This window comes from Domibacillus mangrovi, assembly GCF_001906925.1.
GTDB lineage: Bacteria > Bacillota > Bacilli > Bacillales > Domibacillaceae > Domibacillus > Domibacillus mangrovi.
In genome coordinates, this window is the sequence record NZ_MRWQ01000012.1 from 14,479 (window position 1) to 27,253 (window position 12,775).

The window sequence follows — 12,775 nt, forward strand, 5'->3', positions numbered from 1 at the left end:
TGAGGCAGGGGGGATGGTAGATGAAACAAAACGACCTTCAATATGCAATTGATGAAATAACAGATATCGCCGCCGGTTTTGGTCTCGATTTTTATTCGATGCGCTATGAAATTTGTCCGGCTGATATTATATATACGTTCGGTGCATATGGGATGCCCGCCCGCTTTTCGCACTGGCGGTTCGGAAAACGGTTTTATAAAATGAAGCTCCAGTATGAAATGGGGCTCAGTAAAATATATGAACTGGTTATTAATACCGATCCGTGCAGTGCGTTTTTGCTAAATACAAATTCACTGGTTCAAAACAAATTAATTGTGGCGCACGTACTCGCTCATGCCGACTTTTTTAAAAACAATGCGCACTTCAAAAAAACAAATCGGAAAATGGTGACGTCAATGGAGTCGGCTGCTGCCCGTATTCAAGCGTTAACAGATGAGTTTGGTATCGACCAAGTGGAAACATTTTTAGATGCGGTGTTGTCGATTGAAGAGCATGTCGATCCGCATGGAGAAATTGGGGGCGGTGATCAATTAATAACGGCTCCAAGAAAGCATTTGTATGATGACTTATGGGACCCTTCAGTAAAAGAAGAGCCGATAGTTGATGTACCTATAAATGAAAAAGATCTACTTAAATTTATTGCGGAAAACAGTCCTATTTTGAAAGATTGGCAGCGAGAAATCATTATGATCGTGCGTCAAGAAATGCTTTACTTTTGGCCGCAGATGGAAACGAAGATTATGAATGAAGGATGGGCATCTTACTGGCATATGAGAATTATGCGTGAGCTTGATTTGACTGAAGCAGAAGCCATCGACTATGCTCGTCTAAACGCAGAAGTTGTCCAGCCATCAAAAATGGGGTTAAATCCATATTATGTCGGTGTGAAGCTGTACGAGCACATTGAAGAACAGTATGGAAGCCGTGACAAACTGTTTGAGGTACGTGCGATGGAATCAGATCTATCGTTTTTGCGAAATTATATGACGAAAGAATTTGTGGAAAAAGAAGAAATGTACTTGTACGAAAAAAAGGGGAACCACTGGACGATTACAGAAAAAAGCTGGGAGAATATCCGGGATCATTTGACCGCATCCAAAGTGAATAGCGGCTTCCCATATTTAAGTGTGACAGACAGCAATTATATAAATGCAGGTGAGTTATATATCATTCATTCGTATGAAGGTACAGAGCTGGATCTTAGTTATTTAGAACATACGATGCCGCACATATATACATTGTGGGGAAGACCGGTTCATATTGAAACGGTTGTAGACGGACGAACGACGGTCTTTACACATGGAAAAGATGGGATTAAGCGAAAATATGGAAAAGCGTTTACGTAAACAAATGCACAGGAACGATAAAGACGAATCTGAGAAACCGCATTAAAGGCGATTTTCAGATTCATTTTTTGCATCTAGAGATATTATCCGTTCTAAAATACGGCGTTTTCGGTACAGCATCATCCCTGCATCGGCGATGTCTTCAATCATGGAACGATTTGAAATGGCTCCGAATACAATGCCGATGATCGGTACGAGACGGAGTAGTTTTTTTAGGCCATACTGCTCTCGATAACCAAGAACGACTTCACGCCAGCCTTGCAAATGAGAAATCATTTGTTTGTTATTACTTCGGTTCGTATAATCAGATAGCTCCTGTAAAATGGCTTTTTTGCCCACCACATCTGATGACGTAAACTGCAAACATTTAATAATAAAGATGCGCTCTTCACGTTCGTTTGGGTCATATCCATATGAAACGGCGATTTCCTGTAATGTTTTCAATGAAATAGCAAGCGTTGCCGGAATATCTACAGCGAGAGTTAAAAACCCGCCGACGCCAGTTGTGGCACCTTGTACGGTTGCTGCACCTGCGTGAGCCTTCTGAATAGAAAGGGCTGTTTCATCCATTGCTCTGAGCGGAATCCTTGTAACATCTTCAATAGTATGAACAGGCATCCTTGCATTGCGTTCCAGTTTTTTTAAAGTACTACGTTGCTGTGTTAAATATTTGCCGCCGCTTTGAATGTAGTAACCTAGTTCATCCAGAAGGGCACCGATTCGCTTTTGGATAAATGAAGGAGTCATTCGATCGAGAAAAGCGAATGGAAGACGAGCAAGTTTATCCCAGATCCATAATCCTTTTTGCTCGTTTTCCCATCGTTTAATTGATTCAAGTTCTTCAAATAGTTGTTCTTTCGTTTCCACCTACATAACCCCTGCCTTTCAACGATATATACGTATAAACAACGTGAGAAGTTTCAAAAAAATCCCCTGCTTCGGCAAACGTTATTTCGAAGGAGGGGGCATAATTAACTCTTTTTCAAGTTCTTTCATTTTGATGGCTAGTTCATCACAGACGATTTGGTACGTCGCCCATCGCTCGGGCATTTTATCATAATGCACTGGATTGGGTATATTCCAGCGCAATACTTTCTGTCCTGCTCCATCAGGAAGCACCGGTAAACTGTCACGCTGAAAATCATAAATAGCAACAATGATATCAGCTTCATGAATAAGCTGAGGTTTGAGTAAAAGTGGTGTCGGACTCTCGATGTTAATATTAACTTCTTTCATCGCTTCAACAGGCAAGGCATCGTAATCAGCATTCATACAAGAAGTACTGATTACATTCCAAGATGGTTTATTTAAGCGGGCTGCCCATCCTTCTGCCATCATGGTCAGATGATTAACAGGTGACAGAAATAAGATTGTTTTATTTTTCATGACAGATGACCCCTTTGGTATGATGGTTATCCTTTTTATACCCAGTCTCTATGTAAATTAAGCATCAGTAACTAAAATAAACGCTAGACAATAATGCGAACGTAATAGCACTATATTACCAACAGTATAGAAAGTTAAACGTAGTATGCAGAATTACTACGAGTTTCAACATAATATCATGCTGAAACTTTTGTTTAAATATTTGTTGGCCATGGTACTGGGCAGTGTAGGGCTTCTTGTTGCAGGTATCGGTCTTATTATTGAGATTTATCGTCTTCTTGACATGACAAGAACAGCTAGTAACATTTCAGATGATGTTGCATGTACTATGTACGTGGCAGAGACAGAAAAAAACAAGACAAGACAATTAACGTCAGCGCATGGAAGTGTAATGATAAAAAAGGAAAGTGAGTCTATCGTTCATTTTCCTTTTTTGTTTTCAAAAAAAATTTTTTCGATTATACTGGATATGCACAATTACCACAAAGGAGCCTGACGCATAATGAATCTTGGATTTGGCGAAGTAGCAATCATTTTAATTGTGGCGCTTTTATTATTTGGACCGTCGAAACTTCCGCAGCTTGGCCGTGCAGCAGGCCAAACATTACATGAGTTTAAACGAGGCATGAAAAATGTTATGGAAGACGATGACGATAAAAAGAAATCAGAAATAGAATAAGCGGGCAGCTGCCACGCTTATTTTTTTTATCTTTTTTTTCGATAGAACGGAACTCATTATATACCTGATTCGTATAAGTATACACCCTGCTTTTAGTCATTTTCGTTGCAATTTGACAGAGTGTGCTTAAAATGAAAACAGTCCGTATCGCATTTTTCAGAAGGGAAAAAGACAGAAATGAACATAATGAAAAGGTTTATAAAACATATTTGGCACAAGTTTCATATGACACAGGTTACAATTTTGCTAGCGTCCATTGTCTTGCTTGTGGGACTTGGATTTGGTTTTTATTTTATGAAATCAGCAGATGTGGAGACATTGAAGCAAGGGTTGTCCCAGTCGACACTCATTTATGACCGTGACGGGAACAAAGCAAGCAAACTTTCTGCGAACCGAACAGATAGTGTATCTATTGACAAGATACCGAAGCATTTACAGGAAGCGATCGTTGCTGTTGAAGATAATCGTTTTTATGAACACGGCGGATTTGACGTAAAAGGCATATTCCGGGCCGCTTTTACAAATGTTACAGCAGGATCACGCGTGCAGGGAGCGAGTACGATTACACAGCAGTTGACGAAAAATGCGCTGTTGTCGCCAGAAAAAACATATCGACGGAAAATAGAGGAACTATTTCTCGCGATTGAAATTGAAAAAGTGTATAAAAAAGAAGAAATATTAGAGATGTACTTAAATACGAGTTATTTTGGAAATGGTGCATGGGGTGTTCAAAATGCGTCCAAAAAATATTTTGGAAAGGATGTGTCAAGTTTAACGAGAGCGGAATCATCGATGCTTGCAGGAATGGTAAAAGCACCGTCACGCTATAATCCGATTGATAATATGGACAATGCGCTCCACCGGCGGAAAGTCGTTTTGAATCAAATGGTTAAATATGGATATATAACGCAACAGCAGGCAGATGAAACAGCCGATACAAGTGTCGTACTTAAAGATGCAAGCGGAGATCCGCTAAAAGGAAAATATGCGCATTTTGCAGACGCAGTGATCAATGAAGCGATTTCGCGTTATGGTTTAACACAGGATGATTTACTTACACAAGGCTACAATATTTATACAACGCTTGATCAGAATATACAATCGGGACTTGAAAATGTATACGAAAACAGCTCCATTTTTCCTCAAACGGTGAGTGGGGAAAATGCACAAAGCGCCACCGTTTTGATGGACCCGAAAACAGGTGGTGTACTGGCTGTTGTTGGCCGGCGTGGTGAACATGTATTCCGTGGTTTCAGTTTTGCGACGCAGATGAAAAAGTCACCAGGCTCTACAATTAAACCGCTTGTTGTCTACACGCCAGCTCTTGAAGCCGGGTACAGGCCTACAGATATGCTGAAAGATGAACCGATGACATTTGGGGAAGGGGAAGGCGGGTATTCGCCATCGAATTTCAGCGGTACATACGAAGGAGAGGTACCGATGTACCGCGCCGTTGAAAAATCGCTCAATATCCCGGCTGTCTGGCTGCTCGATCAAATAGGATTAACAAAAGGGCTTAATGCTTTACACCGGTTCGGTTTTAAAACGGAAGATGAAACATTGGGCATCGCACTCGGAGATATAAAACCAAGAGTATCACCGCTTCAAATGGCTGAAGCTTATACGACGTTTTCGAATAGAGGGGTTCGGAAGGAAAGCTTCTTTATTCAAAAAATTGTTGGACCAGAAGGTGAGATTAAACCAAAATGGGAGCCAAAAGAAGTGAAAGCCACAACGGAAGATGTATCGGATATGATGACATCGATGCTTCTTGGAGTCGTTGAACGGGGATCAGGACGAAAAGCTCAAGTGGATGGCGTTGATATTGCTGGTAAAACAGGTTCTACACAAGTACCAATTGAAGGGATTAACGGAACAGAAGATCAATGGTTTATAGGGTATACCCCAAATTTAGTTGGAGCTGTTTGGGTAGGCGTGGAAGAAGTCAGTGAAACAAGTTACTTATCCGGCAATAGTTCAGATGGTGCTGTCCCATTGTTTTCGGAAATTGTCGAAGAAATAATTCCATATATAGGAGAAACATCATTTGATGTCGATACAATAGATCAAGATGCAAAAATAGAAGAAAAAAATTGGTATGATCAACTTGTTGATAAGTTAAATGAATGGTTTTAATCATGCGGCTGAATGGAATTCCATTCGGCTGTATTTGGTAGTATTTAAACGAAAGCGCTTTCGAAATAAAAGATTAAAAAATAAGTCTAATTATGACGGAAAAATGGTTGAAAGGTGTTGACCAAAGTGGAAAAGAGCGTTATCATTGGACACAATATAAATTTAATTTTCAGATTAAAAAATATTTAAATCTATGTCAAAAGCATGAATGAATACATGCATGCATGGCCAGTCATCTTGGAGGAGATACAATGCGTAGCGATATGATCAAAAAAGGGATCGAACGCGCCCCACATCGGAGTTTGCTTTATGCAGCCGGCGTTAAGACGCAAGACTTACATAAACCATTTATTGGGGTGTGTAACTCGTATATAGACATTATTCCGGGTCACGTTCACTTAAATAAATTTGCGGAAGTCGTAAAGAAGGAAATCCGTGAAGCGGGCGGTGTTCCGTTTGAATTCAACACAATTGGTGTTGATGACGGTATCGCAATGGGTCACATCGGAATGCGCTATTCACTTCCAAGTCGGGAACTAATCGCGGATTCGGCAGAAACCGTTATTAATGCACACTGGTTTGATGGCGTATTCTATATTCCAAATTGCGACAAAATTACACCAGGTATGTTGATGGCAGCTGTAAGAACGAACGTTCCATCTGTCTTCGTATCCGGCGGTCCGATGGAAGGCGGAACTTCATCAACAGGCCAACCACTTACACTCACATCTGTATTTGAGGGTGTCGGAGCTCATCTGTCAGGTAAAATTACAGCAGAAGAGCTTAACGATATTGAAACAAATGCCTGCCCAACATGTGGTTCATGTTCAGGTATGTTTACTGCAAATTCAATGAATTCATTGATGGAAATGCTCGGTTTAACACCGCCGGGTAACGCAACGATTTTAGCTACATCAACCGAACGTCACCGTCTAATTAAAGAAGCGGTACAACATTTAATGAATGCCATTGAAAATGATTTAAAACCGTGCGATATTGTGACAAAAAGAGCGATTGATGATGCATTTGCTCTTGATATGGCAATGGGTGGTTCAACGAACACGGTTCTCCATACATTGGCAATTGCAAATGAAGCAGGAATTGATTATGATTTAAATGAGATTAACGAAGTGGCAAAACGAATTCCATACTTGGCTAAAATCAGTCCGGCATCGGATTACACAATGGCCGATGTTCATGATGCTGGTGGAATTAGTGCGATTATTAACGAACTTTGTTCAATCAAAGGTGCGCTTGATAACGAACGTATTACAATTACAGGTAAATCAGTTTATGAAAATGTAAAAGATGCTGTTATCACAAACGATAAAGTGATTCGTACAAAAGAAAATCCATACAGCCCGGTTGGCGGTTTGTCCATCCTTTATGGAAACATTGCGCCAGATGGCGGAGTAATTAAAGTCGGAGCTGTTGATCCTTCTATTAAAGTTTTTGAAGGAGAAGCGATCGTCTTTGAATCACAAGATGAAGCAGTTGAAAATATTAACAATGGTACAGTAAAAGCAGGTCATGTTGTTGTCATCCGCTACGAAGGACCAAAAGGCGGCCCTGGTATGCCGGAAATGTTAACACCAACATCTGCTATTGCGGGACGCGGACTTGCTAAACAAGTCGCTTTAATGACAGACGGGCGATTCTCTGGTGCATCACGCGGTATTTCAATCGGTCATGTATCTCCAGAAGCAGCTGAAGGTGGCCCTATAGCATTCGTCAAAAATGGTGATAAAATTATTATCGACTTAACTAATCGTACAATGAATGTTGATTTAACAGATGAAGAATTGGCAGCGCGTAAAGCCAACTTTGTACAGCCTGAACCAAAAATTAAAAAGGGCTGGCTAGCACGGTACGCGAAGCTTGTTACATCCGCTAATACAGGCGGCGTTATGAAAATTTAATGAATTACGTATATAAAACACGTTGAAGAGGAAAAAGTTTCAGGAATTTGTATTTCACAGAGAACCGGTTATTGCTGAGAGCCGGGAATACATCCTGCCGCGACATCCCCTCTGAGTGCTTTCCTGAACGTCATCCAGTAGGGAGAGCCGGGTGCAAGTCACCCGTTATCAAAAGGACCGGTCGGTTTATCGGCGGTCCATAAGGCAGCTTTTGAGAAAAATGCTGTGAATCAGGGTGGTACCGTGAAAAGTGATGAAGTCTTTTCACCCCTGCGTATACTGTTTAGGCAGGCGCAGGCGTGAAGGGACTTTTCTTTTTGTTTAAGAACAAAGGCTAACAATGCCATGACCTGGGGTATTCGTAATGTTTTCGTGACCGAGGTCACATAGTCCCAGAAGAAGTCACCTCTTGCCAATACGGACAATAACCAATATTTGGAGGGAGAACAATAATGAGCCAAAATGCAAAGGTAAAAGAATTGAATACAGGCATAACAGAAGCCTCAGCAGGTCCGATAAACGGTGCTGATTTATTCATTGAATCATTAAAAAAAGAAAATGTAGAAGTGATTTTTGGATATCCAGGTGGCGCGGTTCTTCCACTTTATGATGCGTTATATAAAAACCCAATTCGTCACGTTTTAGCCCGCCACGAGCAAGGAGCGATTCATGCAGCTGAAGGATATGCACGTGTATCTGGTAAGCCAGGTGTCGTACTTGCTACGTCTGGTCCAGGTGCGACAAATCTTGTAACGGGTATTACGGATGCAATGATCGATTCCCTTCCACTTGTTGTTTTTACAGGTCAAGTTGCGACAAGTGTTATTGGTACAGATGCATTCCAGGAAGCGGATGTAATTGGGATTACAATGCCTATCACAAAACATAACTATCAAGTTCGTGATATGAATGATTTACCAAGAATCGTTCATGAAGCGTTTCATATTGCTACAACAGGACGTCCGGGTCCAGTATTAATCGATATTCCGAAAGATATTGCAGGCATGATTGGTGAAGCTGAATTTGTAACGGAAGTCGATCTTCCAGGCTATCAGCCTAACTTTAAACCGAATAGCCTGCAAGTAAAAAAGCTTCGGGGTGCGCTTGCACAGGCGAAAAAACCGGTTATTTTGGCTGGAGCAGGAGTCTTGCATGCAAAGGCATCTGAAGAGTTGCTTCAATTTGTTGAAAAAATGCAAATTCCGGTCGTTAACACATTACTTGGCCTTGGCGGATTCCCAGCGAATCATCCATTGTTCCTTGGTATGGGGGGAATGCATGGCACAAATACAGCGAATACGGCCCTTTATGAAACAGACTTACTTATCAATATCGGTGCACGCTTTGATGATCGTTTGACAGGAAATCTGGCTCATTTTGCACCTAGTGCAACGGTTGCTCATATTGATATTGATCCTGCTGAGATCGGTAAAAATGTTGAAACACACATCCCAATCGTTGCAGATGCATGCGAGGCTTTGAAAAAGATTATGAGCCTTGATTTTGAAGCGCCAAAAGCGGATGAATGGCGTGTGAAACTACAACAGGATAAAATGGAAAATCCACTTTGGAATACGGAAGATGGCGAAGGAATTTCACCGCAGCTCCTAACGAAAATGATTCACGAAATTACAGAAGGCGATGCCATTGTAACGACAGACGTTGGACAACATCAAATGTGGACAGCGCAATATTATGGTTTTAACAAACCAGATCAGTGGGTAACATCAGGCGGTTTAGGTACAATGGGCTTCGGTTTTCCAGCAGCGATTGGTGCCCAAATTGCGAAACCAGATAAAACCGTTGTAGCGATTGCTGGTGATGCCGGTTTCCAAATGACGCTTCAAGAACTAGGTATTGTTGCTGAATTGAAGTTGCCGGTTAAAATTATCGTGTATAATAACATGGCTCTCGGAATGGTTCGTCAATGGCAGGAAACATTTTATGAAGAGCGCTATTCACAGTCTCTTATTCCAGTACAGCCAGATTTTATCAAACTGGCTGACTCATACGGAATTCGCGGTTACAAAGTATCCACTGAGGAAGAAGCGGAGAAAGTATTGCGTGAAACATTGACGGATAATGAACCGGTCTTAATTGACTGTCGTATTAAGCCGAAAGAAATGGTTTATCCGATGATCGCGCCAGGCAAAGGACTTCATGAAATGATCGGGGTGAAACCGCAATGAAACGAATCGTAACAGCAACGGTGTTTAATCAGAGCGGTGTTTTAAACCGGATTACCGGGTTATTTACACGCCGCCAGTTTAATATTGAAAGCATTACAGTCGGTGCAACAGAAACAGAAGGCGTGTCAAAAATGACATTCGTCATTCATGTGGAAGATGCCCGTATGGTTGAGCAAGTTCTAAAGCAGCTCAATAAGCAAATTGATGTGTTAAAAGTAAATGATATTACGGATCAGGCGATTGTGACGCGTGAGCTTGCGCTTCTTAAAGTAATGACGACACCGCAAACGCGCGCTGAAATTAACGTCATTATCGAGCCGTTCCGTGCAACAATTATTGACGTGGCGAAAGATAGTGTTACTATTCAAGTTGTCGGAAACTTCGAGAAAATCGAAGCGATGATTGAACTTCTTCGCCCTTATGGAATTAAAGAAGTAGCCCGCACAGGACAAACAGCGATTAAACGCGGTTCACAGCGCCTCGTGTCGGAATCAAAACCGTTTTCTATTTTAAATTAAAATAAAAAAAATCAAACAATTTTTGGAGGATGAAGAAAATGACAAAAGTATATTACAATGGTGACATTAACGAAGCGGTACTATCTAACAAAACGGTTGCAATCATCGGTTATGGTTCTCAAGGCCATGCACATGCCTTGAACCTTCGTGAAAGCGGCGTAAATGTAGTTGTAGGACTTCGCCCAGGTAAATCATTTGATCAAGCAACTGCAGACGGTTTTGACGTAAAAACAGTACGTGAGGCAAGTGCGGCAGCAGACTTAATCATGATCCTGCTTCCAGATGAATATCAAACAGCTGTTTACAAAGCAGAAATTGAGCCTGAATTAACTGCAGGAAAAGCACTTGCATTCGCTCATGGTTTTAACGTACATTTTAACCAAATCGTACCTCCTGCTGATGTTGATGTATTCCTAGCTGCACCAAAAGGTCCGGGCCATCTTGTTCGCCGTACGTATGAGCAAGGCGCAGGCGTACCTGCACTATTCGCTATTTATCAGGATGTAACTGGACAAGCAAAAGACATTGCGCTTGCTTATGCAAAAGGTGTAGGAGCAGGTCGTGCAGGTATTCTTGAAACAACTTTCCGTGAAGAAACAGAAACAGATTTATTTGGGGAGCAAGCCGTCCTTTGCGGAGGTACAGCAGAACTTGTTAAAGCTGGTTTTGAAACACTTGTTGAAGCTGGATACCAACCGGAAATTGCATACTTTGAGTGCTTGCATGAATTGAAATTGATTGTTGACTTAATGTATGAAGGCGGCCTTGAAGGCATGCGCTATTCAATCTCAGATACAGCACAATGGGGTGACTATGTTTCCGGTCCACGCGTAATTACATCGGAAACGAAAGCACGTATGAAAGATGTATTGACTGATATTCAAACAGGTAAATTTGCAAAAGGCTGGTTGCAGGAAAATCAACTAAATCGTCCAGAATTTACAGCAATCACTCGTCGTGAAAGTGAACATCAACTTGAAGTTGTTGGGAAAGAGCTGCGTGCATTAATGCCATTTATTAAACAAGGCAAAAAGGAAGTGGGTTCTGGTGCGAAAAATTGAGATTTTTGACACAACTTTGCGGGATGGAGAACAATCCGCAGGTGTAAACTTAAATACAATCGAAAAACTCGAAATTGCAAAGCAACTAGAACGATTAGGTGTAGATGTCATCGAAGCGGGCTTTCCAGCCGCTTCTCCCGGTGACCTCGACGCTGTCAAACAAATTGCGAATACTGTAAAAAACAGTTCTGTAACCGGTCTTGCTCGCTCAAACAAAAAAGATATTGATGCAGCGTGGGAAGCGTTAAAAGGATCAGCAGAACCACGCATTCATGTCTTTATCGCAACATCACCGATTCATCGAGAGTATAAATTGAAGATGAGTAAAGAAGAAGTGATTGAACGTGCAGTGGAATCTGTTAAATATGCAAAACAAAATTTTGCAAAAGTACAATTTTCTGCAGAAGATGCGTGCCGGACAGAACTTGATTTTCTTGCTCGTGTGGCAGAGGCAGCGATTGATGCCGGTGCAACGGTTATCAATATTCCTGATACGGTCGGTTATATTACCCCGCGGGAAATTAAAGAAATATTCCAATACTTAACACAAAATGTCCGCAATATCGACAAAGCGATTTTATCTACTCATTGTCATGATGATCTTGGCATGGCGACAGCAAACTCACTTGCAGCGATTGAAGGCGGGGCGGGTCAAGTAGAAGGAACAATTAACGGAATCGGTGAACGGGCTGGCAACGTGGCGCTTGAAGAAGTGGCAGTGGCTCTTTACACACGTAATGATTTTTACAAAGCGACAACTGGTTTGAAGCTAAACGAAATTAAACGCACAAGCAACTTGATCAGCAAATTAACAGGCATGATCGTCCCGGCGAACAAAGCAGTCGTTGGCGACAACGCATTTGCTCATGAATCGGGAATTCATCAGGATGGTGTGTTGAAAGAAAAGACAACATACGAAATCATTACGCCAGAATTGGTTGGATTAAGTGCGAATAAGCTCGTGATGGGGAAACATTCCGGTCGCCATGCTTTTAAAAGTAAAGCAGCGGAACTCGGTTTTGAATTAACAGAAGAAAAACTTAATGATGCGTTCAAAACGTTTAAAGAACTTGCTGATCGTAAAAAAGAAATTACAGATGAAGACTTATTCTCTATTCTTGCTGACAAGCAAACGCAAGCAACGGATGTAAAAGGCTATAAATTGTCAAGCATACAAGTGCAGTATGGAACAGAGCATATTCCGACTGCAACGATTTCAGCTGTCTTGCCTGATGGGAAAAATGTAACTGAAGCGGGTACCGGTTCAGGAAGCGTTGAAGCCATTTATAACACGCTTGAAAGAATAGTAGACGAAGAAGTGAAGTTACTTGATTACAAAATCAACTCGGTTGGCGGCGGACGAGATGCACTCGCTGAAGTACATGTTCGTATTCAATGGAATGGAATGGAATCAAGTGGACGCGGCACAGTACAGGATGTTCTTGAATCATCCGCGCTTGCGTATTTAAATGCAGTGAATCGTGCGGTCACATTACAAGCGCGACAATCTGGAGTTGAAAAAGCACACATTTAATGCAACG

The 12,775-nt window shown here is 41.5% G+C and carries 10 protein-coding genes and 1 pseudogene; 9 read left to right on the forward strand and 2 right to left on the reverse strand.

Going from position 1 to position 12,775, the window contains the following annotated elements; translation table 11 throughout:
• The first annotated feature begins 20 nt into the window (after positions 1-20).
• The gene (locus BLL40_RS13090; RefSeq protein WP_073712324.1) at positions 21-1,346 is read left to right on the forward strand and encodes a SpoVR family protein; all 1,326 of its coding nucleotides are present in this window, start codon (positions 21-23) and stop codon (positions 1,344-1,346) included.
• A gap of 42 nt (positions 1,347-1,388) precedes the next feature.
• Here the strand turns inward: BLL40_RS13090 and BLL40_RS13095 are convergent, their stop codons facing one another.
• Positions 1,389-2,213: an EcsC family protein gene (locus BLL40_RS13095; protein WP_073712325.1), complete on the reverse strand. Its 825-nt coding sequence runs from the start codon at positions 2,211-2,213 to the stop codon at positions 1,389-1,391.
• A gap of 81 nt (positions 2,214-2,294) precedes the next feature.
• Positions 2,295-2,732: a low molecular weight phosphatase family protein gene (locus tag BLL40_RS13100; RefSeq protein ID WP_073712326.1), complete on the reverse strand. Its 438-nt coding sequence runs from the start codon at positions 2,730-2,732 to the stop codon at positions 2,295-2,297.
• 202 nt (positions 2,733-2,934) lie between these two features.
• On the opposite strand from BLL40_RS13100, the pseudogene BLL40_RS17835 reads away from it, so the two are divergent.
• The 8 genes and pseudogenes from BLL40_RS17835 to BLL40_RS13140 form a co-directional block, all read left to right on the forward strand.
• Positions 2,935-3,090 (forward strand): annotated as a pseudogene (locus BLL40_RS17835) (cation:dicarboxylate symporter family transporter); the annotation flags it as partial.
• Positions 3,091-3,234: 144 nt separating this feature from the next.
• On the forward strand, positions 3,235-3,411 hold the full coding sequence (locus BLL40_RS13110; RefSeq protein WP_073712327.1) for a twin-arginine translocase TatA/TatE family subunit: 177 nt from the start codon (positions 3,235-3,237) through the stop codon (positions 3,409-3,411).
• A 177-nt stretch (positions 3,412-3,588) separates the two neighbouring features.
• The gene (locus BLL40_RS13115; protein ID WP_073712328.1) at positions 3,589-5,547 is read left to right on the forward strand and encodes a transglycosylase domain-containing protein; all 1,959 of its coding nucleotides are present in this window, start codon (positions 3,589-3,591) and stop codon (positions 5,545-5,547) included.
• A 251-nt stretch (positions 5,548-5,798) separates the two neighbouring features.
• The gene (gene ilvD, locus BLL40_RS13120) at positions 5,799-7,466 is read left to right on the forward strand and encodes a dihydroxy-acid dehydratase (protein ID WP_073712329.1); all 1,668 of its coding nucleotides are present in this window, start codon (positions 5,799-5,801) and stop codon (positions 7,464-7,466) included.
• A gap of 452 nt (positions 7,467-7,918) precedes the next feature.
• Entirely contained in the window at positions 7,919-9,655 is a 1,737-nt protein-coding gene (gene ilvB, locus BLL40_RS13125) for an acetolactate synthase large subunit (protein WP_073712330.1), read from the forward strand.
• The gene (gene ilvN / locus BLL40_RS13130) at positions 9,652-10,173 is read left to right on the forward strand and encodes an acetolactate synthase small subunit (protein WP_073712331.1); all 522 of its coding nucleotides are present in this window, start codon (positions 9,652-9,654) and stop codon (positions 10,171-10,173) included. The genes ilvB and ilvN overlap by 4 nt, the downstream gene beginning before the upstream one ends.
• 38 nt (positions 10,174-10,211) lie before the next feature.
• Positions 10,212-11,234 carry a ketol-acid reductoisomerase gene (ilvC, locus tag BLL40_RS13135; protein ID WP_073712332.1) on the forward strand — a complete coding sequence of 341 codons (1,023 nt, stop codon included), beginning with the start codon at positions 10,212-10,214 and terminating at the stop codon, positions 11,232-11,234.
• Positions 11,221-12,768, forward strand: coding sequence for a 2-isopropylmalate synthase (locus BLL40_RS13140; RefSeq protein ID WP_245797950.1), 1,548 nt, complete (start codon positions 11,221-11,223; stop codon positions 12,766-12,768). The genes ilvC and BLL40_RS13140 overlap by 14 nt, the downstream gene beginning before the upstream one ends.
• Positions 12,769-12,775: the final 7 nt, after the last annotated feature.